The organism is Streptomyces sp. NPDC093261, from assembly GCF_044753645.1.
Taxonomy (GTDB): Bacteria; Actinomycetota; Actinomycetes; order Streptomycetales; family Streptomycetaceae; genus Streptomyces.
On sequence record NZ_JBIVNO010000029.1, the window covers coordinates 23,021 to 49,635 of the forward strand.

The window sequence follows — 26,615 nt, forward strand, 5'->3', positions numbered from 1 at the left end:
GAATGGGAGGCCAACGGACCATGGCCGTGGACGAACTCGACACCCGCATCCTGCGGCTGCTGATTCAGCAGCCACGTACCAGCGTGCGGGAGTACGCGCGGATCCTGGGCATCGCCCGCGGCACGCTGCAGGCCCGCCTGGACCGCCTGGAGCGCGACGGGGTGATCACCGGTACGGGGCCTTCCCTGTCGCCCGCCGCGCTCGGCCACCCGGTGCTCGCGTTTGTGCACATCGAGGTCACTCAGGGCCATCTGGACGACGTGGGCGACGCGCTCGCGGCCGTGCCGGAGATCGTCGAAGCGTTCTCGATCACCGGGGGCGGTGATCTGATGACCCGGGTCGTGGCACGCGACAACGAACACCTGGAGGACGTCATCCAGACGCTGATCAGCCTGCCGGGGGTCGTGCGCACCCGCACGGAGGTGGCGCTGCGCGAGCGTGTGCCGCATCGGCTGCTGCCGCTGGTGGAGTCGATCGGCCGTACGGCCGCGAGCTGACCGTCGGTGCCCCCGTGGACTGCGTGGCCCTGGAGGACGCCTCGCCCGGTGCCGGCGCCGCGCACACGGCCGGGATGCGGTGCATCGCCATCCCGTACGTCGCCGCGTAGGCCGATGATCCGCGTTCGCCACGGCGAGCCTGCCGCTGCGCGGCTGCCGGGCCGAGTTCGCGGCGCGCGCAGGGCCTCCGGCCGAACGGGCTCGCGGGTTCGAGGCCCGGGTCGCGGACCTGTATGAACGCGGCAAGGCCGTCAACGCGGCAGCCCGCTGGAGATCGACGCGGTGATCGATCCGGCCACGTCACGGGGGTGGATCCTCGCGGCGCTGGAGGGCTGGGAGGGGCCGGGGGACGAGCGGGGGCGCGGTTTCGTGGACACGCGGTGAGGCGAGGTTTCGCGGCGGCAACGCGCGGCGCCGGGGTCGATGCCGCGCCCCTACGACCGGCGGCGGGGCTTGCCGCGCCGGTTGCCCTGGGATCCGCCCGAACCGCTCCGCGCGCTCCCGCCCGTCGGCTTCCCCGCCTTTCCCGTCTTCCCCGCCGTCTTCCCCGCCGCCGGCTGGCGCCGGGCGCCGGCCGCGTCGGGGCGCGCCCGCTTCGGCTGCGCGGCGGCCTGAGCCGGAGTGCGCCCCCGCGTGCTGTTCACCGTCCGCCCCCGGACGATCCCGATGAAGTCCTCGACCAGGTCCGTGGTCGCGTCCTCGGGCCAGGAGAGGGCGACGCCCGACTGGGGAGCGTCCACCACGGGCCGGTAGGTGAGGTCCCGGCGGTGGTACAGCCGCGCCAGCGACTGCGGGACGACGAGGAGCCCCACACCCGCCGCCACCAGCTCGATCGCGTCCTCCGTCGTGGCGGGCCGCTCGAACGCGGGCTGTCCCGGCGGCTGCTCCCAGCCCAGGACGTCGTCGAGCGGGTGGAACACCACCTCGTCGGCGAGGTCCCCCAGGGACACCTCGTCCACGGCGGTCACCAGGTGGCCCTTGGGGACGACGACGACCGTGGTCTCGGTGTAGAGGGGGATCGCGCTGAAGAAGGTGCGGTCCACCGGCAGCCGTACGAGTCCCGCGTCGGCCGCGCGGTCGCGCAGCACGTCCTGGGCCTCCGCCGCCGGCACCTGGAGCAGGGCCAAGGGGACATCGGGCAGGCGCTCGTTCCAGATCCGCGCCCACTTGGCGGGCGTCACCCCGGGGACGTACGCCAGCCGGAACGAGGGGGGTACTTCCGAGCCTGTCACCCCGCCAGGTTACCGGGCGTGGTCAAAGGGCCCTTACCCGGCGGATAGTCTGGACACCATGAAGTCGCACCAGACCGCCCAGACGATGAAGCCCGCGACCGCGGCGAAGAAGCTGGGTGTGTACCTCCCCGCCACCCCCGCCGAGTTCCAGGAGGGTGTCGTCTCACGCACCGAGCTGAACGAGCTCCAGGCGAATCCGCCGCAGTGGCTGCGGGAGCTGCGACTCAACGGCCCGCACCCGCGCCCGGTGGTGGCGGCGAAGCTGGGCGTGTCCATCGCGGGTCTGACGCGCGGCGGGGTCACGGAGCCCCTCACCACCGAGCAGATCGAGACGCTCAAGCAGGAACGCCCCGAGTGGCTGGAGAAGGAGCGCGCCACCCAGGCCGAGGTCCGCAAGGAAGCCGCCCGCATCAAGAAGCGGAACGCCGAGCGCGCCGAACAGGACCGCCCGTCCCGTCCCTGACGTCCCCTCGGCTTCTGACCGCCGGGGCCGCCTTCCGGACCCCGGCGGTCAGGTCGTGCCGGGCCCGTGTTCCCCGTCGGTGGCCCGCGAAGCCTGCCGTAGCGGAAGCGGCCCCGTCCGCAGGGCGGTCCGTCCCTCGCGCCACGCCTTGAGCAGGCGCGCGGCGAGCCGGTCCTCGAGGAAGCCGGTGGCCCGGATGCCGAACACGATGTCCTCCTCCAGGCCGGGCTCGCTCTCCAGCAGCCCGCCGACCACCTCGTGGCGCACGACCTGCTCGTGGACGGCGTCCGCCACCACGTGCTCCTCGTAGAAGCGCGTGGCCGCCTCGCCCGCGCCGACCCGGCGCAGGGCCTCGGCCAGTCGGCGCGACCCCGGGGACGAGGTCACCTCCACGGCCGCGAAGTGGCCGGTCAGGGCACCCCTGAGGCTGCGGTGCAGGCCGAACAGCGACATCAGGTTGACCGTGGCGAGCAGCGCGGCGGGGGCGGCCTCCAGGTAGTGCCCGTAGGCCGTGTCGAGCCCCAGGTCCCGCATGAGGTCCGCGTAGAGTCCCGCGTGGATCTCCTCGGCCCGTCCCGCCCCGAACTCGTCGAACTCCACGGCCGCCATCGCCGCCTTGGCCCGCCCGTGAAGCCGGGGGATCACCCAGGCGTGCGGATCCGCCTCCTTCAGGTGGTACAGAGACCGCAGCGCCGCGTACTCCCGCAGGTGCTCCAGGCGGCCCTGGTCCTTGAGGAAGTGGGAGACGCCGGTGCCGTCGTCTGCGACCGGTTCGACCTGGAGTTCGTCGAGGGCCTCCCGGGCACTGGTGCCGGCGACGGGGACGTCCGCCCGTAGCGCGGTGTGAAACCGGTCTTCGAGGGCGCGGCGGAGGGCGAGGAGCGCGGGGTCCCATTCTCGGTCGTCGTCGACCCCGTCGAACCCCTGGTAGTGCAGTTCGTACAGCACATAGAGCGCGAGCTGGAGATCCTCCCCGTAGGGGTCGCCGTCCTCCGGCGGGACGGCGGGGGTCGCCGCGTCGCGCAGGGCTGCCACCACCGCGTGCGAGAGCGGTCCCCTGGCGTGCGGCAGAGACGGGCTGAACCGGCGTGGTTCGAGCCGGGCGATCGTCACTCGGGCGTCTCCTCTCGTGCGGGTCCGGGATCGTCCGCGGGCTTGCCCCGGCGGCGGTGGCTGGTGTCGCACCAGGGGTAGGTACGACTGCGCCGGCAGGTGCAGACGGCCACCTGAAACCGTCGGCTCACCACCCGCTCGCCGTCCGGACCGATGACCTCCACCGGCCCCTCGACCAGCAGCGGACCGTCACGATCGGCCCGGATGCGGCACACGCGGTCACGCCCGCGCGGCACGGCTTCACGTTCGTACGGCACGGACGACCACCAGCTCTTCCACCATGTCGTCGGCCATCAGGCCGCGCTGCCGCAGCCAGGTCAGCCGGGAGAGCAGTATCCGGCCGTAGGGCACCGTCGCACGGTCCGTGACGGTGGCGCTCAGTCCCACCTCGCTCAGCCGCGCGAGCGTGTCCTCGACCCCGCACAGCGCGGACTGCACCACGAGCAGGACACCCCGCGGACGCAGCAGCGTGGTCGTGGCGTCGCAGATGCGGTCCAGCACCATGCGGCCGTCCCGTCCGGCGTCCCAGGCGCGCGCGGCGCCCCGGGGAGCCGCCCGGCCCGGGGACGGGACATACGGCGGGTTGCTGACCACGAGGTCGAAGCTGCGTCCGGGCACCGCCGAGGTGAGGTCGCCGCGGCGTACGCTGATGTTCTGCCGGCTGAGCAGCGCGTTCACCCGGGTCGCGAGCACCGCCCGCCAGGAGATGTCGACCGCGGTGACGTGCGTGCCGAGCCGCGCGGCTGCCAGGGCGACGGCCCCGGAACCGGTCCCGAGGTCCAGGACGTCCGCCGCCGGGGCGAGCCGCTCCCGCTGCAGCGCCCGAATCAGCAGCCGGGTGTCCTGCTGGGGTTCGTACACACCCGGCGGGACCCACGCGGGAGACCGCGGGGCCGGGCAGCGGGCTTCTATGGTCATCGGCTCCTCCGTGGACGGCACGGAGCCCCGAGTCCCCAGCTGTGTCTGATCGACACCTGCGCCGCAGGAGGATCCGATCACCGGCGGCCTCAGCCTCCCGTGGCGAATCCGGGGAACAGGGTCATACCGCCGTCGACGTAGAGGGTGGCGCCGACGACGTAGTCCAGCAGGTCGGAGGCCAGCACGGCGACCGCCCTCGCGATGTCCTCCGGCTCGCCGACCCTGCCGTACGGGATCAGTCTCAGCAGGCTCGCCTCGGCGTCGGCGGTGTCCCAGGCGCCGCGGTTGATGGGGGTGCGGATCGCCCCCGGCGCGACCCCGTTGACCCGGATCCGGTGCGGTGCCAGCTCCTGGGCCATGGTTTCCATCATCATCAGGACGCCGCCCTTGGAGGCCGCGTAGTTCACATGGCCGGCCCAGGGGATGACCTGGTGCACCGAGCTCATGCAGATGATCTTCCCCGCGGACGACGACACCTCGGGGACCACTCCCCGGCGCAGGAACTCCTTGGTCACCTCCCGCGCGCACAGGAACTGCCCGGTGAGATTGACGTCCACGACCTTCTGCCACTGCGCGAGGGTCATGTCCGTGAGACGGGCGTCCCGCTGGAGACCCGCGTTGGCGACCAGGATGTCGACGGTGCCCAGCTCCTCCACCATGCGGGACACCATGCGGATGACCTGGTCCTCCTGGGAGACGTCCGTCTGGTGGGCGTAGGCGCGCACCCCGAAGGCCTCGATCTCCCGCACCACCTGGTCCGCGGCGTCGGCGTCGGAGACGTAGTTGACGACGACGTCGGCGCCCATCCGGCCCAGACCGATGGCGGTTGCCTTGCCGATCCCGGAGTTGGCGCCGGTGACCAACGCCTTCTGCCCCTTCAGGAGCGGAATGCCGCCGGTCTTCCGCGCCTCGTCCACGCTGGTGCCCACGTCTGCCTCCAGTCGCTGCCGCCCCGGAACACGGCCGGACCACCTGGGTTCTCCGGCCGGCCACCCCCTGACCACATCACTTCGGGCGGCGCTCGGCGCACCGCGAAACCCGACTCCCGCGCGCCTTCACTCCTTCGGCGTTGCGGAAGGAGGCAGTCCGACAGGGCGCCCGGACCTCCTGCGGCATTGCGGAAGGCGGCCTTCCAGCGGGGCGGTGGGGCCGGCGGCCATCCGGAACCAGGACCGCCCGGACTCGCCGCGCGCACCACCACCTCATGGGTCACATTGGGAGCATGGATCGCTATCCGCCGATCGCCGATCACGGGCTGGTGGGTGATCTGCAGACCGCTGCCCTGATCTCCGCGCAGGGTGTCGTGGACTGGTTCGCGGCTCCCCGGTTCGACTCGCCCAGTGTCTTCGCGGCCCTGCTGGACCACGACCACGGAGGCTACTTCCGGTTGGCCCCGGTGGGCGCGGATGGCGGGACCTGGCGGCAGCTCTACTATCCGGACAGCGCCGTGCTGGTGACCCGGTTCATGTCGGCCGACGGCGTGGGCGAAGTGATCGACTGCATGCCCGTCAAGAGCCCGCACCGGGCCACTGACCGCCACGCCCTGGTGCGGGCCGTGCGGACCGTGCGCGGCACCGTCCGCTTCGCCTTGGAGTGCCGTCCCCGGTTCGACTACGCGCGGGCCACGCACAGCCTCCAACTGCGGGAGGACGCCGCGTCCTTCCACTCCGCCGCCATCACCGCCCATCTGCAGAGCACCTTCCCGCTGCGGCGCGACGGCGAGGACGTCATCGGCGAGGTGATACTGAAAGAAGGCCAGGTCTCCGCCACGGTCTTCACCGTCTGCGAGCCGGGCGGGTCCGCGCCCCCGCCGCCCATCGAGGAGCAACTGTCCGACGAGGTCCGGGAGACCATCGGCTTCTGGCAGCGATGGGTCCGCACCTCCCGCTACCGGGGACGGTGGCCGGACATGGTGCACCGCTCGGCCATCACGCTGAAACTGCTCACCTACGCCCCCACCGGAGCCCCGATCGCCGCCGCCACCATGGGCCTGCCGGAACAGATCGGCGGGGAACGCAACTGGGACTACCGCTACACCTGGGTCCGGGACGGTTCACTGTCGGTGCGTGCCCTGCTCGACCTCGGCTTCGTCGAGGAGGCGAACGCCTTCGTGCAGTGGCTGGGGGACCGGCTGCAGGACCAGGCGGGGCCCGACGGAGAACCGCTCCAGGTCATGTACCGGGTCGACGGGGACCCTCATCTGCCCGAGGAGCTCCTGACGCACCTCGAGGGCTATCAGGGCTCCTCACCGGTCCGGGCCGGGAATGCCGCGGCCGACCAGCTCCAGCTGGACATCTACGGCGAGGCCCTGTACGCGCTGTCCGAGAGCCGCAAGATCGGCACACATGTGGGCTACCACGGCTGGAAGGGACTCTGCCAGACCCTGGACTGGCTCGCCGGCTCCTGGGATCGGCCCGACGAGGGCATCTGGGAGACCCGCGGCGGCCGCAAGGACTTCACCTACAGCCGGGTGATGTGCTGGGTGGCGTTCGACTGCGGTCTGCGGCTGGCCCAGGAGTGGCGACGGCCGGCGGACACCGCGCTCTGGACCGCCGTCCGCGACACCATCCTCGACCAGGTCATGGAGCGCGGCTGGAGCAAGGAGAAACAGGCGCTGGTCCAGCACTACGACTCCGATGTCCTGGACGCGTCGCTGCTCCTGCTCCCCCGGCTGAAATTCCTCGCCCCGCTGAGCCCGGGCTGGCTGAACACACTGGACACCATCGACCGGACACTGGTCTCCGACAGCCTGGTGTACCGGTACGACCCGGCCTCCTCCCCCGACGGGCTGCGCGGTGCGGAAGGCACCTTCAGCCTCTGCACCTTCCTCTACGTCGACGCCCTGGCCCGCTCGGGCCAACTGGCCAAGGCGCGTTACACGTTCGAGAAGATGCAGACCTACTCCAACCACGTCGGCCTGTTCGCCGAGGAGATCGGCCCCGGCGGCGAGCAGCTGGGCAACTTCCCCCAGGCCTTCACCCATCTCTCGCTCATCATGGCCGCCTCCTCCCTCGACGAGGCCCTCGACGAGGCCACCGACCGGCCCCTCCTCCCGCCGGACGACGAGAAGGCACCCCTATGGCGCACCACCCCGGTATGAGCGATCCGCTCGCACTCAGCCTGGACGACTTCGAGGCGCTGTACCGGCGCCTGCACGGAGCGGGCGGCGCCGGCCCCACCCCCCGAGGGGCTCTGGACCGGATCACGCCGGAGCTGATACGGCGCGCGGCGGACGAAGTCCGCACCGGACGGACCGTGTCGATGGCCGCACCGGTGGAAATGCGGCAGGAACCCGACTGTCCCGACCCGGCCCGGCACTGGCTGACCGCTCCGGCCCCGCCCGAATCGCCCGCCGACGGACTGCACTTCGCCAAGGACCGGCTGGCGATGAACATGCACAGCAACGTCGACAGCCACCTCGACGCGCTGTGCCACGTCATCTGGGAGGGAGCCCTGTACGGCGGCACTCCGCCGAGCACCCTCACACCGTCCGGAGCCACCGCGCTCTCCGTCGACCTGGCACGCGACGGCATCGTCGGACGCGGAGTCCTGCTGGACATCCCCGCGCTGCACGGGATGCCGTGGCTCGAACCCGGCGCCCAGGTGACCACCGAGGACCTCGTGGCCGCGGAAGCCGCACAGAACGTCCGGGTGGAGCCGGGAGACCTGCTGTTCGTGCGGGTGGGTCACCGCCGGCGCCGCAGGGCCATGGGTCCCTGGGACGCCGCACACGAGCGGGCCGGACTCCACCCCACGGCGATGGAGTTCCTCGCCGAGCGGGAGGTCGCGGTCCTGGGCTGCGACAGCAACAGCGACGCCGCGCCGAGCGCGGTCCCCGAAGTCGCCTTCCCGATCCATGTGCTCGCCGTGCACGCCATGGGTGTGCACCTGCTGGACTATCTGCAGTTCGAGGACCTCACGCCGCTCTGCGCCGAACGGGGGCGCTGGTCCTTCCTCTGCGTCGTCGCCCCACTTCGGATCCCGGGGGCCACCGGATCCCCCGTCAATCCGATCGCCGTCCTGTGAAGGGGGGAGCCGGGGCCGGCCGTTCGAGCCGCGCACCGTGCGCATGAAGTCCGAGCCGCGCGGCCCCGGCCGGGTCGCGCGGCCGCTCGTCCCTCCGCTCTCCTCGCCCTCGACGTCACGCGGCAGCGCCCCGGCCCCTCAGGCGGCCACGGCGCCGTCGCGGTGGATCGGCGTCCCGGAACCGGTCAGCGGTACGCCGCTGCCGCCTCGCCGGGCCGCCACGATCTCCGCCGCGATCGACAGTGCGGTCTCCTCGGGTGTACGCGCCCCGAGATCGAGCCCGATCGGCGACCTCAGCCGGGCCAGCTCCCGCCCGCTCACCCCTGCTTCACGCAGTTGTCGGGTGCGGTCCTCGTGGGTGCGGCGCGAGCCCATGGCGCCGACGTAGGCGACCGGCAGCCGCAGGGCCGCCCTCAGCAGCGGTACATCGAACTTGGCGTCGTGGGTGAGCACGCAGAGGACCGTGCGTGGATCGGTCGCGGTGCGCTGGAGATAGCGGTGCGGCCAGTCCACCACGATGTCGTCCGCCTCGGGGAAGCGGGCTCGCGTGGCGAAGACGGGGCGGGCGTCGCACACGGTCACGTGGTAGCCGAGGAACTTGCCCATCCGCACGAGCGCCGCGGCGAAGTCGATCGCGCCGAAGACGATCATGCGAGGCGCCGGGACGCTCGACTCGACGAACAGGGTGAGACCGCCCGGGCAGTGCGATCCGTCCTCGGAGATCTCGACCGTGCCGGTGCGACCGGTGTCCAGCAGCGCGCGGGCCTCGGCCGCCGCCGTCCGGTCCAGCTCCTCACGCCCCCCGAGCCCGCCCGCGCGGGATCCGTCGGGCCGGACCTGCAGGGCCCTGCCGAGAAGTTCGGCCGGGCCCCGGACGATTCGCGCGAGAGCCACCGGCTCGCCGCGTCCGGCCGCCGCCAGCACCGAGCGGTACACCGCCGTGGCGGGCGCCCGCGCATCGATCGGGGTGACCAGGACGTCGATGACGCCGCCGCAGGTCAGGCCTACGGCGAAGGCGTCCTCGTCGCTGTAGCCGAACCGTTCGAGGACGCTCTCGCCGTCACTCAGCGCCTGGCGGCACAGCTCGTACACCGCCCCCTCGACACAGCCGCCGGAGACCGAGCCGATGACCGTCCCGTCGCTGTCGACGGCGAGGGCCGCGCCCGGGTCACGCGGTGCGCTGCCGCCGACGGCCACGACGGTCGCCACGGCGAAGGACCGGCCCTGCGCGGCCCAGCGGTTCAGCTCCTCGGCGATGTCAAGCATGCGTCGCTCCGCTGTCGGCCGACAGGACGCGGTCGGGCCGGATGGGCAGGTTCCGGTGGCGGACGCCGGTGGCGTGCCAGACCGCGTTGGCGATCGCCGCCGCGGCGCCCACGATGCCGATCTCGCCGACGCCCTTGATCCCGACCGGGTCGTCCGGGTCCGGGTCGTCGATCCAGTCGGCCTCGATGAGCGGCACATCCGCGTGGGTGGCGACGTGATAGCCCGCGAGGTCGGCTCCCACGTGACCGCCCGAGGCCCGCTCCCTGACGGCTTCTTCGTGCAGGGCCATGGAGATGCCCCAGATCATGCCTCCGACGAACTGGCTGCGTGCGGTGAGCGGGTTGACCACCCGGCCCGCCGCGAAGATGCCGAGCATGCGCCGCACCCGTACCTCGCCGGTGGTGACGTCCACCGCGACCTCGGCGAACTGCGCCCCGAAGGAGTGCCGTTCCTTGCTCGCAAGGGCCCCGATGGCCGCGGAGGTGTCGGACCGTACGGTGATTCCCTCCGGGGGGATGCCCGCCCCGAGGGCGAGCCGTTCCCTCAGCTCACCGGCCGCGGCCTGGACGGCCCAGGCCCAGGAGCGGGTGCCCATCGAGCCGCCGGCGATCATCGCCGGCCCGAAGTCGCTGTCCCCGATGCGCACGCGGACGCGGTCCGGCGCCACGTCGAGCGCGTCGGCGGCGACCAGGGTGAGCGCGGTCCGCGCGCCCGTTCCGATGTCCGAGGCCGCGATCCGCACGGTGAAGGTGCCGTCCGGCTCCGCCGTGAGGGCCGCCGTGGACGGGCCGGCTCCCGACGGGAAGGAGGCGGCCGCGGTGCCGGTGCCGAGCAGCCAGCGCCCGTCGCGGCGCCGGCCGGGACGCGGATCCCGCTCCGCCCAGCCGAACCGCCGGGCGCCCTCGTGGAAGCAGGCGAGCAGATTGCGGCTGCTGAACGGCAGCCCGGACATGGGGCCCCGCTCGGGCTCGTTGCGTGCGCGCAGCTCGATCGGGTCGATGCCGCACTTCTCGGCGAGTTCGTCGAGCGCGGCCTCCAGGGCGAACGACCCGGGCGCCTCGCCCGGCGCCCGCATCCAGGTCGGGGTCGGCACATCGAGCCGTACGACCCGGTTGGCCGTGTGATGGGCCTCCGCGTCGTACATCACCCGGGCCGGTGCGGCGCCCGGCTCGACGAATTCGTGCACGGTGGAGGTGAGGTTCAGACAGCGGTGTTCCAGCGCTCGCAGCCGCCCGTCGGCGTCGGCGCCGAGCCGGACCCGCTGTGTCGTGGGGCTGCGGTAGCCGGCCAGCGAGAACATCTGACGGCGCGTCATGACAACGCGCACCGGACGCTGGAGAACGGTGGCGGCCATCACGGCGGCCACCTGGTGGGCGCGGACGCCCTTGCTGCCGAAGCCTCCGCCGATGTGCTCGGACCGCACCCGCACCGAGGCCGGGTCGAGTGAGAACAGCTTCGCGAGTTCGCCCGCGACCCAGGTGGTGCCCTGGTTGGAGTCGACGACTTCGAGCCGCCCGCCGTCCCAGTGGGCCGTCGCCGCGTGCGGCTCCATCGGGTTGTGGTGCTCTTCCGGGGTGGTGTACTCGGCGTCCACGACGACGGTGGAGGCGGCGAGCGCGGCCTGGAGGTCGCCCTTCTCCGCCACCCCCGGCATATGACCGTCCACGGCGTAGGCGTCCGGGTGTCCGGCGAAGAAGGCGACGTCGTGCGGTTCCTGCTCGTAGTGCACCACGAGGGCTTCGGCGGCCTCCCTGGCCTGCTCGGACGTCTCGGCGACGACCAGCGCGACCGGCCAGCCCAGGTGCGGCACCCGGTCGTGCTGGAAGAGGGCCACGCTCGGGTCCGGCCGGACGCCGAGCATGCCGACGTAGTCGCAGTCGACGCGGGGAGCGCTCTCGTGGTGCAGGACGGTGAGGACGCCGGGCATGGCGAGGACCGGGGCGGTCTCGACGGAGCGGACGCGGCCGCGGGCGACGGTGGACAGGACCAGCCAGCCGTGAGCGAGCCCGGCGAAGGGGATCTCGCCCGCGTAGCGGGCCGCTCCGGTGACCTTGTCCCTGCCCTCCACACGGGTGTGCGCCGTGCCGACGGAGCCCCGCGTCGTCGTGGTGCCGGTCGTGGCGGTGGTCATCGGGCGGCCTCCTCGGCGAGTTCGGTCAGCACGGCCACCACGAGGTTGCGCATGAGCGTGACCTTGTATCCGTTGTGCGGCAGCGGCTTCGCCGCCGCCAGTTCGGCGTCCGCGGCGGCGGCGAACGTCTCGGTGTCGGCCGGTGCCCCGGTGAGCACCCGCTCGGCCGTCCGGGCCCGCCAGGGACGGGACGCGACCGCGCCGAAGGCGAGCCGCACCTCGTCCACGACGCCGTCGCGCACATCGAGCGCGGCGGCGATCGAACCGATCGCGAACGCGTACGAGGCGCGCTCGCGCACCTTGCGGTAGCGGGAGCGGGCGGCGACCGGGGCGGGCGGCAGCGTGACACCGGTGATCAGCGCGCCCGCCGGCAGGGCGGTCTCCCGGTGCGGGGTGTCACCGACGGGCAGATAGAACTCGGTCAGCGGCAACTCGCCGGGCCCGTCCGCCGTTTGGTACGAGACCACGGCGTCGAAGGCGGTCAGAGCCACGCCCATGTCCGAGGGGTGGACGGCCACGCAGTGGTCGGAGGCGCCCAGGATGGCATGGTTGCGGTGCTCGCCCTCGACTGCGGGACAGCCGCTGCCGGGAAGGCGTTTGTTGCAGGGGCGGGTCACATCGGTGAAGTAGCCGCAGCGAGTGCGCTGGAGCAGATTGCCGCCGACCGTGGCCATGTTGCGCAGTTGCCCGGAGGCGCCGGCCAGCACCGCCTGGGCCAACGCCGGGTAGCGCCTGCGGACTTCGGGGTGGCCCGCGAGGTCGCTGTTGGTGACGGTCGCGCCGATGCGCAGTCCGCCTTCCGGTGTCGACTCGATCCGGTCCAGGGGGAGTTCCCGTACGTCGACGAGCCGGGTGGGCCGCTCGATCCCGGTCTTCATCAGGTCGACGAGGTTGGTGCCGCCGGCGAGGAAGCGCGCGTCCGGATCGGCACCGAGCAGCGCGACCGCGCCGGCGATGTCGGACACCCTCTGATAGCCGAACTCCCTCATGCCACCGCCTCCGTGGCCTCGTCGGCCCCGGCCCGGACGGCGGCCGCCCGGGCGACGGCCTGGACGATCGACACATACGCTCCGCAGCGGCACAGATTGCCGCTCATCCGTTCCCGGATCTCGTCGGCCGTCAGCGGCGGCGGGCCCGCTTCGGGCCGTACGTCGTCGGTGACGGCGCTGGGCCAGCCCGCAGCGTGTTCCTCGATCACCGCGATGGCCGAGCAGATCTGCCCCGGAGTGCAGTAGCCGCACTGGAAGCCGTCGAAGTCGAGGAACGCCTGCTGCACCGGATGCAGCCGCTCCCCCTCGGCCACCCCTTCGATGGTGGTGATCTCACGTCCCTCGGCGGCCACCGCCAGGTTCAGACAGGAAACCGCCCGGCGCCCGTCGATCAGCACCGTGCACGCACCGCACTGTCCCTGGTCACACCCCTTCTTCGTACCGGTCAGATCGAGACGCTCGCGCAGGGCGTCGAGCAGGGTGGTGCGGTGGTCGACGGTCAGTTGGTGCTTCTCGCCGTTGATGTTCAAGGTGATGGCGCTGTACGTCGACGCGGGGGCTGGGGCCATGATCAGCCTTCTTTCGCATATCCGGGATCCGGAAGGCGTTCGAGGTGGGGGGTCCGGCGGGCAGATTCAGGAGACGGTGAGCGGCGCTGGTACGGGCGATGCACGGAGAAAAACATGCTCGAGGGACGGCGGCGCCGAAGACGACGGCCCCTGCCGTTCGCATCGACGGTGTCCGCCGCTATGGTGGAGCTAACCGGACAGCTGTCCGCTATTGCAAGAACTTAACGGACAGCTGTCCGCTTAGCAAGACCGGGTTCGGCCAGGAGCCTGGGAGGAGGACGTGTGCAGCAGAAGAAGGACGCACCCCAGCGCTCGGACGCACAGCGCAATCGCGAGCGCATCCTGCAAGTGGCACTGGCCGAGCTGACGCGCTGCGCGGACTCCCCGCTGAGCGTGATCGCCAGGAAGGCGGGCGTCGGGCAGGGCACGTTCTACCGCAACTTCCCCAATCGCGAGGCACTCGTCCTCGAGATCTACCGCTACGAGATGCAGCAGGTCGCCGACAGCGCGGCCCAGTTGCTCGGCAGCCGGGAACCCGATCGGGCACTGCGGGAATGGATGGACCGCCTGGCCGAGTTCGCCATGGCCAAGGCCGGGCTGGCGGGCGCGATCCGCCAGGCCACCAGCGCCCCGGGCAGCCGGCCGAAGCCGGGGCACGCCCCGGTGACCTCCGCGGCCGAACTCCTGCTCCGCGCCAACGAGGAGGCGGGCACCATCCGCCCGGGAGTCACCGCGGAGGACTTCTTCCTGGCCATCGCCGGCCTGTGGCAGATCGACCCCCGCGGCGACTGGCGGCCACAGGCCGCCCGGCTCCTGGACCTCGTGATGGACGGCCTGCGCGTGGGAGCGCCGGGGCGCTCAATGCGTGGACAGAGCTGCGTCACGCCCGGCAGAGTGGCCGCCCGTGACGAGTAGTGAGCTGTGGACCCATGCGACCGCCGAACGCTACGACGCCGAGGAGAACGAGATGTCCTCGGCCGCCGTTCTCGGTCCCACTCTCGCCTTCCTCACCGAACTCGCCGGGGGCGGCCGGGCGCTGGAGTTCGCCATCGGCACCGGACGCGTGGGTGTCCCACTCCGGGAACGCGGCGTTCCGGTGGTGGGCATCGAACTGTCCGAGCACATGGCAGCGGTCCTGCGGCGCAAGATCGACGAGGACACCCTCCCGGTCGTCATCGGGGACATGGCCACGACGGTCGTCCCGGGCGAGTTCACCTTGGTCTATCTCGTCTACAACACCATCACGAACCTGCTCACCCAGGACGAGCAGGTCGAGTGCTTCCGTAACGCCGCGCGTCACCTGGCACCCGGCGGCCGGTTCGTCATCGAGCTGGGCGTGCCACCTCTGCGGTTCCTGCCGCCCGGCCAGGTGGCGGTGCCGTTCGACGTCTCCGAACGACACCTCGGCTTCGACACCTTCGACCTCGTCGAACAGATCCTCGTCTCGCACCACCTCACCCGCGACGGCGACGACGGCCGCTACCGCCGCGACAGTTCCCGGCACCGGTACGCGTGGCCGGCGGAGCTGGACCTGATGGCACGGATCGCGGGGCTCGAGCTGGAACGGCGCGTCGCGGACTGGGACGGGGCGCCGTTCGCCCAGGATTCCTCGAAGCACATCTCCGTGTGGCGCAAGCCGGCCTGAAGCCTGCCGACAGACGGTTCGCCGCCTCTCATGGACACCACCGCCGGCAGTGTCCACCGGCACCTTGCCGGTAGCCCTGATGTTTCACTGGACGGCTGGGCACAGCCATACCTTTCCAGGCCGTGGATGTCGCACTCCGACACCAACGGGGTCGCAGCGGGCGTAGCCGTTTAGTATCAATCGATACCGTATCGAATGAAGTATTCTGGCCTCATGGCCGCTGACGTTCCTCACCGAACCACCGCCTCGCACGCGACCGACCGCCCCGGGGATACGTCGCCTTTCGCTCTCGGCCTGCTGCTGCGCCGGGCGCACTGGCGCGCGGCCGCGGTGATGGGGAAGGCGCTTCGGCCGCACGGCATCGAGTTGCGGCATTTCGCGGTGCTGATCGAGCTGGTCAATCACGGGCCCACGGTGCAGCGGGATTTGGCGGCGGCGACGGGGTCGGACAAGGCTGGAATCATGCGGGTCGTGGACGACCTGGAGCGGAAGGGTCTGGCCGTACGCAAGACCGTTCCGGGGGACCGGCGGGTGCGGGCAGTGGAGATCACCCCTCAGGGGCTGGAGCTCTTCGACGCAGTCCATGTGACGGCGGAGCCGCTGGCTGAGCGTCTGATTGCCGAGCTGGGACCCGGCGAGACCGAGAAGCTGACGGACCTGCTGACCCGGCTTGCCCATCCGGCAGACGACGAGGCGTAAGCGCACCGGCCGTCGGCCGCGTCGGCGCGCCTGGTCTCACGCGGCTTCCGCGGCGAAGGCGGCCTTGAGGGCTGCGGCCATCGCCTCTGCGCGCCGACCCGACGGCGCGCGGCTGGTCAGGGCTTCGTTGCCGACGGGGCCGAGTCGTCCGCGCGGGTGCGGCGCCGCATGGCCGGTGGCGTGCTTTTCACCCTCGCCGAGCATCATCGTCGTCTGGATGCGCGCCCTGCCGACAGGTCGAACACCGGCCGCCCTCGAGGCGGCCGGGAGCACCTGCCGCGGGTACAGGGCGCCACGGGCACCGTCAACGAGGGCGCACGCACCGAGGACCGCGTGTGACCTCCTGGGGGCCGAGCAGGAGCACGCCGTCCAGGCACACCTTGAGGGTCGAGGGAACCGAGAAGTTGTACAGGGGGCGCCCGCCAGGACGGCGTCCGCCTGCTCCGGCTCAGCTGGGGACTCATCCAAGATTGTTTCACTCGATATTATATTGAGTGATACCATCTTGGGTGTAACGAAGACAGGCTCACGGAGCGGATGGAGGCGGGCGATCATGGACGTCTATGAGGCCGTCACGAGCCGACGGGCGGTGCGCGGGTTCACCGACCGGCCCGTCCCGAGGCAGACGCTGGAACGGGTACTGTCCGCTGCGGCCTGGGCGCCGTCCGGATCGAACATCCAGCCGTGGCACATCTACGTGCTGACCGGCGCACCGCTGGCCGAACTCAAAAAGCGCGCCGGCGAGCGTCTGGCCTCGGGTGATCCCTGGGACGAGCCGGAGTACGAGCAGTACCCGCCCGCGCTGAAGTCCCCGTATCGCGAGCGCCGATCCGCCTTCGGCGAGCAGCGCTACGGCGCCCTCGGCATTCCGCGCGAAGACCTGGAGGCGCGCCAGCGGGCCGCCGCTGCGAACTGGAACTGCTTCGGCGCGCCCGCCGCCCTGTTCTGCTACATCGACCGCGACATGGGCCGACCTCAATGGTCCGACGTCGGCATGTATCTGCAGACCGTCATGCTGCTGCTCCGCGCCGAAGGGCTGCACAGTTGCCCACAGATGGCCTGGGCGAAGTTCCACAAGACCGTCGCGGAGGTCCTGTCACCTCCGGACGAGCTCATCCTCTTCTGCGGGATGTCGATCGGGTTTGAAGACGTCACGGCAAGTGACCCCCGTGTGGCCCGGGCTCCACTCGACGAGACGGCCGTGTTCGTCGACGGCCGCTGACACCCCCCGGCTTCAGCCGATCAAGGCGTCGTTTCCTGTCGCGCCCACAAGCAGTCCACATGCCATGTTGCGCATGAGAAACCAACGAAAGGTGTGTCATGAAGATCGCAGTCATCGGCGGTACCGGACTGATCGGCTCGCAGGTCGTCAAGAATCTGGCCGCCGCCGGGCACGAGGCGGTACCGCACTCGAAGTCCACCGGAGTCGACGTCATCAGCGGCCAGGGACTCGACGAGGCGGTGGCGGGAGCCGACGTCGTCGTCAATCTGACGAACTCCCCGACCTTCGACGACGCCTCCCTGGCGTTCTTCCGGACCTCGATGGACGCCCTTCTGGCCGCGGCCCGCAAGGGTGGCGTCGGCCACTTCGTCATCCTCTCGATCGTTGGCGCGGACCGGGTGCCGGAGCTGGACTACTACCGGGCCAAGGTGCTCCAAGAGAAGCTCCTCGCGGCCGGTCCGATCCCCTACTCGATCGTCCGGGCGACGCAGTTCATGGAGTTCATGGACGCCGTCCTGTCCTGGACGGCTGACGGCGACACCGTCCGGTTGCCCGCCACGCCCCTCCAGCCGATCGCCGCCAAGGACGTGGCCGCTGCGGTGGCGGAGGTCGCCGCGGGCGCCCCGCTGAACGGCGTCCGCAACATCGCCGGTCCCGAGATCCTCGCCCTGGACGAGCTGGGCCGGATCACTCTGTCCCACAAGGGCGACAAGCGCACCGTCGTCACAGACCCCACCGCCGGCATGTTCGCCGTCGTCAAGGGCGATGTCCTCACCGACAAGGACGCCCACCTCGCCCCCACCCGCTATAGAGACTGGCTCTAGAACGCGCACGGTGGCCGCACGGTGGCGCACAGGGTGCTACTCACTCCTCAGCGCCGTCGCCGTTCCCGTCTTCGCCGCCCACCCCCGCGGGCAACAGCGCTCCCGCCGTGGCGATCACCAGGCCGCCCAGGACCGGCACGACCAGGAAGATCCATGACGTGAGTTCGTCGCCGCAGCGATCGTAGGCATGGGCATCGTGATTCCCACCGGAGCCGCGTGCCTCGAAGCAGTCGGGGGTGCGGGTGGCCTTTGCCGCAGGCCGTAGGTGTCGTAGGTGGTGGCGCGTGTCGCGGCCGACAGCTCCTGGAACGCTCCGGGAGCAACCCGCTCCCCCAAGCCCCTTCGAGACCACCGCACTTCACGCCCTGACCAGGCAAAGCGGCAACGCACCCGGGGTCGATCCCGCCCGAAGTTACTTCGGGACGAAGAGGTCGCGTGCGATGGACGTGCCGAATTCAGGCGTAAGCCCGGCAGCTGAGCCGATTCGTCGCTCGCACTGTGCGGTGGTCGTCAGCCAGCCGCCTTGGCGATGATGCGCTCCATCTCCTCTCGGTCGAAGGCCCGCAGAGTCGTGGAACGGACGTTGCCCGCTCCACCGAGCTGCAGAAGCGCTGCTGTGGCCGTTTCGTCATCGGGCGCCTCGACAATGGCCACGAGGTCATATGGACCGACGGTCCAGTAGATACTCAGGAGCTTCGCCCCGAGCTTCTGTACCGCTGAGCCGAAGGTCTCGGCGCGCTTCGCGGTGTCCTTGTAGCTTCGAACGCCTTGATCAGTCCAACTCAGCAAAGCGACGTACGTCGGCATGTTCTTCCACCTTCACGAGGAGACACATCGCGAGTTCAAGCCTGGGCATCTGGTCCAGAACCCGCACGAGATACGCGCCCGAACGAGAACATGAGCGACCACAACCGGGGCTCACGGACGGATCACGCACGAGCCCAGGGATACTCGGTACGGCCGGAATTCGACGCTACGCTCCCCTCACGGGCATCAGCCCAGGAAGCTCAGCCGCACCTGACGGTTGGGATTATCCCTGTTTGTGTCCACCAGGCACACCGACTGCCAGGTTCCGAGTTCGAGCCGGCCGCCGACCACCGGCAGGGTCGCGTGGGGCGGGACGAAGGCCGGGACTACATGGTCGCGGCCGTGGCCGGGGCTGCCGTGACGGTGCTGCCAGCGGTCGTCGGCCGGGAGTAGCGTATGGAGCGCGGCGAGGAGGTCCTCGTCGCTGCCGGAGCCGGTTTCGATGATCGCCACACCGGCGGTGGCGTGCGGCACGAAGACATTCAGAAGGCCGTCCCGGCCCGCCGCGGTCTCGCGCAGGAAGTTTTCGCACTCCCGGGTGAGATCGACGACCGTCTCACCGGAACCGGAGGCCACATTCAGGACACGGGTGCTGAAGGCATCGGACATGTCTTCATCCTCACCCATGTCACCGGATCCACACCGGCCGGTCATCGGTCCGGTGGTGCGCCGGGCCGGGCAGCGCCCCCGGACGCACTCGCACGCGAGGCGGCAGCGCCCGTCGGGGGGTGTGCCGCTGCTCGGCCAGGCGGGAGAGGCCCGGGAAGATCTCCGACCCCGGTGCGGTTGTGGAAACGTGAACAACATCGGGGTGCACGACGTCGACGTGGTGGTCATAGGCGCGGGTCAGGCCGGACTGTCCAGCGCCTATCACCTGCGGCGCACCGGTTTCGAGCCGGATCGCGACTTCGTGGTGCTGGACCACGCTCCGGGTCCGGGCGGCGCCTGGCAGTTCCGATGGCCCTCGCTGACCTTCGGCAAGGTCCACGGGATGCACGCACTGCCCGGCATGGAACTGATGGACGCGGATCCGGCGCGGCCGTCGTCCGAGGTCGTCACCGAGTACTTCGACCGCTATGAGCGCGCCTTCGACCTGAGTGTGCGGCGGCCGGCCGACGTCCGGGCCGTGCGCGAGGGAACGGGCGGGCGACTGCTCGTCGAGACGTCGGCCGGGATCTGGGCCCCACGGGCGCTGATCAACGCGACCGGGACCTGGGACCGGCCCTTCTGGCCGCGCTACCCCGGCCAGGAGACCTTCCGGGGACGGCAGTTGCACACGGCCCGGTACCCCGGCCCGGAGGAGTTCGCCGGGCGGCGTGTCATCGTCGTCGGTGGTGGCGCGTCCGGTACCCAGCATCTGATGGAGATCGCCCCGTATGCCGCCGCGACCACCTGGGTGACCCGGCGTCCCCCGGTCTTCAGGGAGGGTCCGTTCACGGAGGAGGTGGGGCGGGCGGCCGTCGCGCTCGTGGAGGAGCGGGTGCGGCAGGGGCTGCCGCCGCGCAGTGTGGTCTCGGTGACCGGACTGCCGCTCAATGACGCGGTCCGGCAGGCGATCGCGGACGGGGTCCTGGACCGGCAGCCGATGTTCGACCGGATGGTGCCGGACGGCGTGGAGTGGGCGAACGGGCGGCACGTGGAGGCGGATGTGATCCTGTGGGCGACCGGCTTCCGGGCGGCGATCGACCATCTCGCCCCGCTGCGGCTGCGCGAGCAGGGCGGCGGCATCCGGGTCGAGGGCACACGCGCGGTCGCCGACCCACGGATCCATCTGGTCGGATACGGGCCGTCGGCCAGCACGATCGGCGCCAACCGGGCGGGACGCGCGGCCGTGCTGGGCATCCGGCGGCTGCTGGCGGGAGAACCGGCGCAAGAGGCGGGAGAACCGGCCGCCGTGGCCTGAGGGAACCACAGCGGCGGTCGTCACCGCGGGACCCCTTCCGGACGTCCGCGCCGACGCCGCAGGTGGCGCCCTGTTCCTACCGCGCGGCGCGCAGCCGGTTGAATTCGGCGACGTTCCGCTGCTGCTCCTCGTAGCTCGCCGTGAACCGTGTGTCGCCCGGCTTGACCGTGACGAAGTACAGCCAGTTGCCCGGTGCCGGGTTGAGCGTGGCGCGCATCGCGTCCTCGCCCGGGTTGGAGATCGGCGTCGGCGGCAGGCCCACGCTCCGGTACGAGTTGTAGGGGCTCGCGATCTTCGTGTCTCTGACGCTGGTGTGCAGTGTCGAACGCTTCAGGGCGTAGTTGAGGGTCGAGTCCATCTGCAGCGGCATGCCTCGCTCCAGGCGGTTGAAGACCACCCGGGCCACCTTGGCCATGTCGGCCTTGGCCGCCGCCTCGGCCTGCACGATGCTGGCGATCGTGACGGCCTGGTAGCCGGTCAGGGCGTGGCGCTGGGCGCCCGCGGTGATCGTGCCGCCGCCGAACCTCTCGTTCGCGGTGTCGACCATGTACCGCAGCACGGACTCGGGGGAGGCTCCCTTCTGGAGGGGATAGGAGGCCGGGAACAGGTACCCCTCGGGGTTGCCCTGAGCGTCCCGCGGCAGCTTGAGGTGAGCCTTGGGCAGGGACTTCCTGGCCGAACCGGGCGGCACTCCGAGAGCCTTGTCGATGGCCGCGTAGATCTGGCCCGTGCGCCAGCCCTCCGGGATCACCAGGCCCACGTGCGGGGCCTTTCCGTCGCTCCGGGTGGTCACCAGCGGGACCGCCATGACGGTGGCCGTCACGGCGATTCCGGTTCCGACGAGGGCGGCCCGGCTCCGGCGCGTCAGTCCGGTCTTGCTGCGGGGCGGCGTGGTCGTCTGCATGGCCGCACCGTATCCCGCCCAACGGGAAAAACCTGGCATATCGTCATCTGGTCGGCTCCAGTCGGGCGTCCCTCCGGACCAGCCCCGCATACCGGCCGTCGAGCTCCAACAGCTCCTCGTGCGTGCCCCGTTCGACCGTGCGCCCGGAGTCGAGGACCACGATCTGGTCGGCCCCCCGGATGGTGGACAGCCGATGGGCGATGGTGAGCGTGGTCCGATCGGCGGACAGCGCGTCGATGGCCTCCTGGACCGCGTGCTCGGTGCGGGTGTCGAGGGCGCTGGTCGCCTCGTCGAGAATGAGCACGGGCGGATCCCGCAGGATGGTGCGGGCGATGGCGAGCCGCTGCTTCTCGCCGCCCGAGAAGCGGTGTCCGCGCTCACCGACAACCGTGTCGTACCCGTCGGGCAGTGCCGCGATGTGGTCGTGGATCTGGGCGGCCTTCGCCGCCGCGTACAGCTCCTCGTCGGTCGCGCCGGGCTTCGCGAAGCGCAGGTTGTCGGCGACCGAGGCATGGAAGAGATAGGTCTCCTGGGACACGACGCCGACCGCGCGGGCGAGTGTGTCGAAGTCCAGGTCCCGGACGTCGACGCCGTCGAGCGTGACCCGCCCGCCCGTCACGTCGTACAGCCTCGGCACCAGATAGCTGAGCGTGGACTTCCCGGAGCCGGTGGGTCCGACGACGGCGAGACTGGAGCCCGCCGGGACGGTGATGTCGATGTCCTCGAGGATCGGACCGCTGTTGTCGTCGTAGTGGAACTCGACGCCCTCGAAGCGGACCTCGCCCTTGACCTGGTCGAGATGGACCGGGTTCTCCGACTCGGTGATGTCGATGGGCAGGTCGAGGTACTCGAAGATGCGCTGGAAGAGCGCCAGCGAGGTCTGGATCTGCACACCGGTGGACAGCAGGCTGACGGTCGGCCGGAACAGGCCCTGCTGAAGCGAGACGAACGCCACCAGCGTGCCGAGCGAGATGGACGGGCCGCCGAGCCGGAGTGCCATGCCCGCCGTCCAGTAGATGACGGCCGGCATGGCGGCCATGACGATGGTGATCACGGCCATGCGCCAGCGGCCCGCCATGTTCGACTTCACCTCGAGGTCGACCAGGCGCTCGGACTCGCCCGCGAAGGACCGGGTGAGCGAGTCGGCACGACCCATGGTGCGGCCGAGCAGGATGCCGCTGACGGAGAGCGACTCGGTGACGGTGGCGGCCATCGCGGCCATCTGCTTCTGGCGCTGCGTGGCGATCTTCTTGCGTTCGTTGCCGACGCGCCGGCTGATCCAGACGAACAGCGGCAGCAGGAGCAGCGAGACGACGGTGAGCCGCCACTCGAGGGCGACCATCGCGACGACGGTCGCGACGACGCTGGTGAGGTTGGAGACCAGCGAGGTGGCGGTGGAGGTGACGGTCGCCTGCATGCCGCCGATGTCGTTGGCGATGCGGGACTGGACCTCGCCCGTGCGGGTCCGGGTGAAGAAGGCGAGCGACATGCGCTGCAGTCGGCCGTAGACGGCGGTGCGCAGGTCGTGCATGACGCGCTGGCCGACCGTCGTGGAGATGAGGGTCTGCAGCACGCCGAAGACGCTGGTGACGACGGCGCTCAGGATCATGCCGAGGGCGAGCAGGCTCAGCAGTCCGGTCCGGCGCTGCGGAATCGCGACGTCCAGGGTCTGCTTGAGCAGGAACGGTGTGGCGACGGAGACCAGTGACGCTGCGCCGACGAGCAGGCCCACGACGGCGAGCCGGCCACTGTACGGCTTGAAGAGGCGGAGGATGCGGCGCACCTGCCGCGGCTGGTCGGACGCGCCGTCGTGGGACGGGGTCCAGGTGGGTTTTTCGGGATGCATGGGCTCCTACGGAGGTCGGGCAGCGGCCGGAGCACGACGACACTGCGGGCATCGGCACACGAGGACACGATGCGGGACGATCGATCACGGATCTCACGGATCTCACGGATCTTAGCTCATTGTTACCTATACTCACAATGAACGAGGTCCTGATATTGTTCCCACATGACCATCGCCGACCCCGAGGGCCTGCTCGCCGAGCAACTGCTGCGGCTCACCCGCCGTGTGCACCGCATCCAGAAGCGCCATCTGGAGCGGTCCGACCTGGGCATCACTCCGGCCCAGTCCCGGCTGCTGCGCACGCTCGCCCACTTCGGCTCGCCGCCCCGGATGGCGGACCTGGCCGAACGTCTTGAAGTGGTGCCACGGGCGGTGACCACGCTGGTCGACGGCCTGGAGGCGAGCGGCAGGGTGCGCCGGGTGCCCGATCCCAGCAATCGGCGGGTGATCCGGATCGAGGTGACGGAGCAGGGCCGCGAGGCGCTGCGGGCTCTGCGCGCCGCGCGCAGAGCCGCGGCGGAGGAGATCCTGGCCCCGCTGACGGACGAGCAGCGCGAAGTACTCGGAGGGCTGCTCGACACGCTGGTCGACGGCGGCGACGCGCCCTTCGCCCCCGGACCCGGGAATCGCTGCTGACCGCGCCGCCGCTCCCGACAGCCACCGCACCCGACGCTCTCCTTCTTATCCTCGGCAGGCGTCGTGGTTGTCGGTGAGCACCCCCTGAACCGTCGTCAGCCGCCGGTCGTAGCAGCCCCGTGAGCCATACAGCCGGTAGCGCTCGCTCGTCGTGCCGACCGCGTGCCGCTGTTCGCGCGGCACATTGGTCGTGTAGGCGGCGTCGCCGGTGTAGGTGTCGTCGAGCCGGGACCACGCGCCGCGCCCGCCTCCGTGGCTCTCGACGAGCGCGGCCCGGTCACCGAGCGTCAGGACGGTACGGAGCCGTCCGTCCGCGCCGATGGTCGTCGTGCCGTCCATCGTGTACGTGCGCTGGGTGCGCGTCGTGTGGACCGGGCCGGTTCCGTGGACGGTCACGGTCTCGTCGTCCGTCCAGGTGGCGTCGAGACCGTCCCGGTCCTCGTCCTCGGTCCAGCGGTGCACGGAGGTGCTGGCCAGCGTCCGGCTGACCGTGGTGGTCACCCGGCCGTGGGAGGTGTCGACGTACCCCGCGACCGTGAGCCGGTGACCGCCCTCGGTGTCCAGCCGGTTCTCCGGGCCGGGGGTGTACACCGGGGAGCCGGCGGGCTCGCTCGCCTGATGGGTGGTCAGCCGGCCGGTGACGTGATCGCTCTTCGCGTCCTGCCAGAGCAGGACGTTCACGGGGGTGCTCCAGCCGGTCCGCCCGGCGGGCACACCGACGACGGAGACCTCGACCCGGTGCGGCCGGCCGTCGTCGAGGACCCCGGCGAACGGCGTCAGGTCATAGGTGATCGGCTTGACGTCGAAGGCGCGTGGTCCCGGGATCACGTACCAGAGGAAGGGGTTGGACCAGCCGCCGGTCCACACGTTCGGGAACGGCGCCGCGATACCGGCGAGCCGGCCGTCGACCGTGATCCGCACCTCGCGGTAGGGGCCGCCCGCCGCCTTGCAGGAGTACGGCGCCGGGTCGGGCACCGTGAGGTACCAGAACTCCTCGCAGCCGCCGCCAGATCCGGTGGCGTACACCTCCGCGACGATGCGTTCGCTGTTGCGGGGTGTGGTCAGCGTGCCGTCCTGGAGGGTGACAACACGGTCGGGGGTGTGCGCGGGCCTGCCCGTGTAGAACGTCAGTGTGACCTTGACGTCGATGACCCCCGTATAGGTGTCGTCGACGACGTTGCCGATGAGCATCTCCACGTCGCGGCTCTGCCGGAACGTCTCGCTGTACCGGGTGACGTCCTTCTCGACGGACCACCCGATGCCGTCCGGCGACGGCTCCGGCGTGGATGTGCGGAGGATCTCGACCCCGCCGACGTGCAGATAGCCGAGGCGGTCGAACTGCCGTCCCTTGACCTTGCCGTCGAGGCGCAGCACGACCTTGCTCCAGCGGTCGCCGCAACCGCTCGGCGGGGTGTACGTGCCCCGATAGGGAGTGAAGTCCCGGAACTGCGTCTCGGCGAGGGTGACCTCACAGGACGGGGAGTGCGGCCGTGCGACCGGCGGGGCCGCCGTCAGCGGGTCGTGCCAGTCGGTGCCGAACTCCGCGGGCGGGACCGCGGCGGCCGAGGCGGGGCCCGCTCCCAGAAGGAGACTCACCGCCAGAAGCGATGCGGAAAGCATGGACATGATAATCCGGCTTCTCATGTCCCGTGTTTCTACGGGGAGTCGGCGCGGTCCGCAACGAGCACTCCGGGCCACCCGATGGCGGTGCACCGGCGTCCGGCGGACCGGCTAGACCTTCAGGGTCTCCCTGTCCCCCATCACCACCACGGGATACCAGGCCGGGTCGAGCGTCCGCAGCAGGTACTCCATTCCGGACTCGGGCAGGGTGACGCAGGCCGACGTGCCGTCACCGTGGTCCACGTGCAGCCAGATACCGCCGCCCCTCCCGTCACCCTGGGGCCGGGTCGGGTCGTTCGGCGGAGTTCCCCTGAACCGGTTGTAGTCGATGGCGATGACATAGTCGAAGTCGTGCCGGTGAGCCTCGCCCCACCCCTTCGGCACGTCGTAGGCCTCGCTCTGGTCGTACGGGAGCCGGGTGCCCGGATCCTCGAGAACACCTCCGGCGTCGCTGAGCGTGAACACACCCATGGGCGTGCGCAGATCATCCTCGTGGTGGACCGTCGTCCACCCCCTCCTGCCGTTGTGCCCCCGCCACCGCCCGATCTCGTTCCAGGCGTCGTCATCGCCCTTCTCGTAGAGCACGATCGTGCAGTCCGGCGAGTCCTCATCGTCCCCGTAGACCGCGAGAACCTGGCGCGACGCGTCGGGGATGAACCGCTGAAGCCGGTCGCCTACCCCCGGGACGCGCTCTGGGTCGGCCGTGGGCGCGAAGGTCGCCGAGAGCCTCGGATTCACCGGGCCCGGCGACGCTACCCCTGGGAATCCCGCATCTGACGACGGCACAACTTCCCCTGCGGACACATGCGACGACGGCGGGGCTCCACCGGGGAATCCCACGTCCGACGACGGCACCGCTCCCCCGGCAGCCCCCGGATCCGGCGACGGCACCGCTCCCCCGGCACCCCCCGGATCCGACGACGGCACGCCTCCGCCGGTACTTCGGGGATCCGTCGTGTGGGTGGAGGGTCGCCCGGCGCTGTTGCCCGGGCCACCCCCCTTCACTCCGTGGCCCTCCGTACCCCAACCGCCGCACGCCGACAGGGACATCACCAGCACGCCGCAGGCCGCCGTCACAGCTCGCGTACGCACCGCACCGCCTACCTCACCCGTACTCATGCGACATATCGTCACATTATCTGCTGAATAATGGCTTTCCTGTCTCCGCTTTTCACCCGCCTGCCGGAGGGGCCGGAACTCACCGTCCGGGCCGGAAAACCGTTTGCTTTCGCCCACCCTCCGACGCGACCCTTTCACAGCTTGTTACGGGTCTACGCGGATGATCGGGGACACTCACCGGCCCGA

The 26,615-nt window shown here is 71.0% G+C and carries 27 protein-coding genes and 2 pseudogenes; 12 read left to right on the plus strand and 17 right to left on the minus strand.

Going from position 1 to position 26,615, the window contains the following annotated elements; all coding sequences use genetic code 11:
- Positions 1 to 20 precede the first annotated feature (20 nt).
- Both ACIP94_RS35720 and ACIP94_RS35725 read left to right on the plus strand, forming a co-directional pair.
- Complete coding sequence (locus ACIP94_RS35720) at positions 21 to 497, plus strand: Lrp/AsnC family transcriptional regulator (RefSeq protein WP_402435555.1); 477 nt, start codon at positions 21 to 23, stop codon at positions 495 to 497.
- Between the two features lie 8 nt (positions 498 to 505).
- Positions 506 to 783, plus strand: a pseudogene (locus ACIP94_RS35725) (hypothetical protein); the annotation flags it as partial.
- Positions 784 to 931: 148 nt separating this feature from the next.
- On the opposite strand, the gene ACIP94_RS35730 reads toward ACIP94_RS35725, so the two are convergent.
- A complete protein-coding gene (locus ACIP94_RS35730; protein ID WP_402435386.1) occupies positions 932 to 1,729 on the minus strand; it encodes a LysR family substrate-binding domain-containing protein in 798 nt (265 codons plus the stop codon).
- 58 nt (positions 1,730 to 1,787) lie between these two features.
- Here ACIP94_RS35730 and ACIP94_RS35735 point away from each other — a divergent pair, with 58 nt between their 5' ends.
- Positions 1,788 to 2,192 (plus strand): DUF5997 family protein, encoded by a 405-nt coding sequence (locus ACIP94_RS35735; protein ID WP_402435389.1) that lies wholly within the window; start codon positions 1,788 to 1,790, stop codon positions 2,190 to 2,192.
- 48 nt (positions 2,193 to 2,240) lie between these two features.
- On the opposite strand, the gene ACIP94_RS35740 is transcribed toward ACIP94_RS35735, so the two are convergent.
- The 4 genes from ACIP94_RS35740 to ACIP94_RS35755 all read right to left on the minus strand — a co-directional run bounded on the left by ACIP94_RS35740 (position 2,241) and on the right by ACIP94_RS35755 (position 5,152).
- Positions 2,241 to 3,305, minus strand: coding sequence for an iron-containing redox enzyme family protein (locus ACIP94_RS35740; RefSeq protein ID WP_402435391.1), 1,065 nt, complete (start codon positions 3,303 to 3,305; stop codon positions 2,241 to 2,243).
- Positions 3,302 to 3,562 (minus strand): CDGSH iron-sulfur domain-containing protein, encoded by a 261-nt coding sequence (locus ACIP94_RS35745; RefSeq protein WP_402435394.1) that lies wholly within the window; start codon positions 3,560 to 3,562, stop codon positions 3,302 to 3,304. The genes ACIP94_RS35740 and ACIP94_RS35745 overlap by 4 nt, the downstream gene beginning before the upstream one ends.
- The gene (locus ACIP94_RS35750; protein WP_402435397.1) at positions 3,546 to 4,223 is read right to left on the minus strand and encodes a HemK2/MTQ2 family protein methyltransferase; all 678 of its coding nucleotides are present in this window, start codon (positions 4,221 to 4,223) and stop codon (positions 3,546 to 3,548) included. Before ACIP94_RS35750 ends, ACIP94_RS35745 begins: the two co-directional genes overlap by 17 nt.
- Positions 4,224 to 4,312: 89 nt before the next feature.
- Complete coding sequence (locus tag ACIP94_RS35755) at positions 4,313 to 5,152, minus strand: SDR family oxidoreductase (RefSeq protein WP_402435400.1); 840 nt, start codon at positions 5,150 to 5,152, stop codon at positions 4,313 to 4,315.
- 293 nt (positions 5,153 to 5,445) lie between these two features.
- Between ACIP94_RS35755 and ACIP94_RS35760 the strand changes: the two genes are divergently transcribed.
- The gene (locus tag ACIP94_RS35760; RefSeq protein WP_402435403.1) at positions 5,446 to 7,323 is read left to right on the plus strand and encodes a glycoside hydrolase family 15 protein; all 1,878 of its coding nucleotides are present in this window, start codon (positions 5,446 to 5,448) and stop codon (positions 7,321 to 7,323) included.
- Positions 7,320 to 8,249: a cyclase family protein gene (locus ACIP94_RS35765; RefSeq protein ID WP_402435406.1), complete on the plus strand. Its 930-nt coding sequence runs from the start codon at positions 7,320 to 7,322 to the stop codon at positions 8,247 to 8,249. The genes ACIP94_RS35760 and ACIP94_RS35765 overlap by 4 nt, the downstream gene beginning before the upstream one ends.
- Positions 8,250 to 8,387: 138 nt before the next feature.
- Here ACIP94_RS35765 and ACIP94_RS35770 read toward each other — a convergent pair whose 3' ends face one another.
- The 4 genes from ACIP94_RS35770 to ACIP94_RS35785 are packed head-to-tail and all read right to left on the minus strand — an operon-like array spanning position 8,388 to position 13,204.
- A complete protein-coding gene (locus ACIP94_RS35770) occupies positions 8,388 to 9,515 on the minus strand; it encodes an XdhC family protein (RefSeq protein ID WP_402435411.1) in 1,128 nt (375 codons plus the stop codon).
- Entirely contained in the window at positions 9,508 to 11,646 is a 2,139-nt protein-coding gene (locus ACIP94_RS35775) for a xanthine dehydrogenase family protein molybdopterin-binding subunit (RefSeq protein ID WP_402435414.1), read from the minus strand. The genes ACIP94_RS35770 and ACIP94_RS35775 overlap by 8 nt, the downstream gene beginning before the upstream one ends.
- Positions 11,643 to 12,635, minus strand: coding sequence for an FAD binding domain-containing protein (locus ACIP94_RS35780; protein WP_402435417.1), 993 nt, complete (start codon positions 12,633 to 12,635; stop codon positions 11,643 to 11,645). Before ACIP94_RS35780 ends, ACIP94_RS35775 begins: the two co-directional genes overlap by 4 nt.
- A complete protein-coding gene (locus ACIP94_RS35785) occupies positions 12,632 to 13,204 on the minus strand; it encodes a 2Fe-2S iron-sulfur cluster-binding protein (RefSeq protein WP_402435420.1) in 573 nt (190 codons plus the stop codon). The genes ACIP94_RS35780 and ACIP94_RS35785 overlap by 4 nt, the downstream gene beginning before the upstream one ends.
- Before the next feature lie 282 nt (positions 13,205 to 13,486).
- Here ACIP94_RS35785 and ACIP94_RS35790 point away from each other — a divergent pair, with 282 nt between their 5' ends.
- From ACIP94_RS35790 to ACIP94_RS35800, 3 genes are all read left to right on the plus strand, one after another.
- Positions 13,487 to 14,119: a TetR/AcrR family transcriptional regulator gene (locus ACIP94_RS35790; protein ID WP_402435423.1), complete on the plus strand. Its 633-nt coding sequence runs from the start codon at positions 13,487 to 13,489 to the stop codon at positions 14,117 to 14,119.
- Positions 14,109 to 14,849, plus strand: coding sequence for a class I SAM-dependent DNA methyltransferase (locus tag ACIP94_RS35795; RefSeq protein WP_402435427.1), 741 nt, complete (start codon positions 14,109 to 14,111; stop codon positions 14,847 to 14,849). The genes ACIP94_RS35790 and ACIP94_RS35795 overlap by 11 nt, the downstream gene beginning before the upstream one ends.
- 213 nt (positions 14,850 to 15,062) lie before the next feature.
- The gene (locus tag ACIP94_RS35800; protein ID WP_402435430.1) at positions 15,063 to 15,548 is read left to right on the plus strand and encodes a MarR family winged helix-turn-helix transcriptional regulator; all 486 of its coding nucleotides are present in this window, start codon (positions 15,063 to 15,065) and stop codon (positions 15,546 to 15,548) included.
- 36 nt (positions 15,549 to 15,584) lie between these two features.
- On the opposite strand, the gene ACIP94_RS35805 is transcribed toward ACIP94_RS35800, so the two are convergent.
- Both ACIP94_RS35805 and ACIP94_RS35810 read right to left on the minus strand, forming a co-directional pair.
- Entirely contained in the window at positions 15,585 to 15,755 is a 171-nt protein-coding gene (locus ACIP94_RS35805; protein ID WP_402435433.1) for a hypothetical protein, read from the minus strand.
- 142 nt (positions 15,756 to 15,897) lie between these two features.
- A pseudogene (locus ACIP94_RS35810) lies at positions 15,898 to 15,998 on the minus strand (FMN-dependent NADH-azoreductase); the annotation flags it as partial.
- 103 nt (positions 15,999 to 16,101) lie between these two features.
- Here ACIP94_RS35810 and ACIP94_RS35815 point away from each other — a divergent pair.
- Both ACIP94_RS35815 and ACIP94_RS35820 read left to right on the plus strand, forming a co-directional pair.
- Positions 16,102 to 16,770 carry a nitroreductase gene (locus tag ACIP94_RS35815; RefSeq protein ID WP_402435436.1) on the plus strand — a complete coding sequence of 223 codons (669 nt, stop codon included), beginning with the start codon at positions 16,102 to 16,104 and terminating at the stop codon, positions 16,768 to 16,770.
- 98 nt (positions 16,771 to 16,868) lie between these two features.
- The gene (locus ACIP94_RS35820; protein WP_402435438.1) at positions 16,869 to 17,594 is read left to right on the plus strand and encodes an SDR family oxidoreductase; all 726 of its coding nucleotides are present in this window, start codon (positions 16,869 to 16,871) and stop codon (positions 17,592 to 17,594) included.
- Positions 17,595 to 18,104: 510 nt separating this feature from the next.
- Here the strand turns inward: ACIP94_RS35820 and ACIP94_RS35825 are convergent.
- Both ACIP94_RS35825 and ACIP94_RS35830 read right to left on the minus strand, forming a co-directional pair.
- Positions 18,105 to 18,401, minus strand: a complete 297-nt coding sequence (locus ACIP94_RS35825) for a GYD domain-containing protein (RefSeq protein WP_402435441.1) — start codon at positions 18,399 to 18,401, stop codon at positions 18,105 to 18,107.
- A 186-nt stretch (positions 18,402 to 18,587) separates the two neighbouring features.
- Positions 18,588 to 19,010 carry a secondary thiamine-phosphate synthase enzyme YjbQ gene (locus ACIP94_RS35830; protein ID WP_402435444.1) on the minus strand — a complete coding sequence of 141 codons (423 nt, stop codon included), beginning with the start codon at positions 19,008 to 19,010 and terminating at the stop codon, positions 18,588 to 18,590.
- A gap of 187 nt (positions 19,011 to 19,197) precedes the next feature.
- On the opposite strand from ACIP94_RS35830, the gene ACIP94_RS35835 reads away from it, so the two are divergent.
- Positions 19,198 to 20,304: an NAD(P)-binding domain-containing protein gene (locus ACIP94_RS35835; RefSeq protein ID WP_402435447.1), complete on the plus strand. Its 1,107-nt coding sequence runs from the start codon at positions 19,198 to 19,200 to the stop codon at positions 20,302 to 20,304.
- A gap of 76 nt (positions 20,305 to 20,380) precedes the next feature.
- On the opposite strand, the gene mltG is transcribed toward ACIP94_RS35835, so the two are convergent.
- Both mltG and ACIP94_RS35845 read right to left on the minus strand, forming a co-directional pair.
- A complete protein-coding gene (gene mltG, locus ACIP94_RS35840) occupies positions 20,381 to 21,208 on the minus strand; it encodes an endolytic transglycosylase MltG (protein WP_402435450.1) in 828 nt (275 codons plus the stop codon).
- A 43-nt stretch (positions 21,209 to 21,251) separates the two neighbouring features.
- Complete coding sequence (locus ACIP94_RS35845) at positions 21,252 to 23,054, minus strand: ABC transporter ATP-binding protein (protein WP_402435453.1); 1,803 nt, start codon at positions 23,052 to 23,054, stop codon at positions 21,252 to 21,254.
- 165 nt (positions 23,055 to 23,219) lie between these two features.
- Here ACIP94_RS35845 and ACIP94_RS35850 point away from each other — a divergent pair, with 165 nt between their 5' ends.
- The gene (locus ACIP94_RS35850) at positions 23,220 to 23,690 is read left to right on the plus strand and encodes a MarR family winged helix-turn-helix transcriptional regulator (protein WP_402435456.1); all 471 of its coding nucleotides are present in this window, start codon (positions 23,220 to 23,222) and stop codon (positions 23,688 to 23,690) included.
- 45 nt (positions 23,691 to 23,735) lie between these two features.
- On the opposite strand, the gene ACIP94_RS35855 is transcribed toward ACIP94_RS35850, so the two are convergent.
- A complete protein-coding gene (locus ACIP94_RS35855; RefSeq protein ID WP_402435459.1) occupies positions 23,736 to 25,334 on the minus strand; it encodes a peptide-N4-asparagine amidase in 1,599 nt (532 codons plus the stop codon).
- Between the two features lie 87 nt (positions 25,335 to 25,421).
- Positions 25,422 to 26,096 (minus strand): hypothetical protein, encoded by a 675-nt coding sequence (locus ACIP94_RS35860; RefSeq protein ID WP_402435462.1) that lies wholly within the window; start codon positions 26,094 to 26,096, stop codon positions 25,422 to 25,424.
- Positions 26,097 to 26,615: the final 519 nt, after the last annotated feature.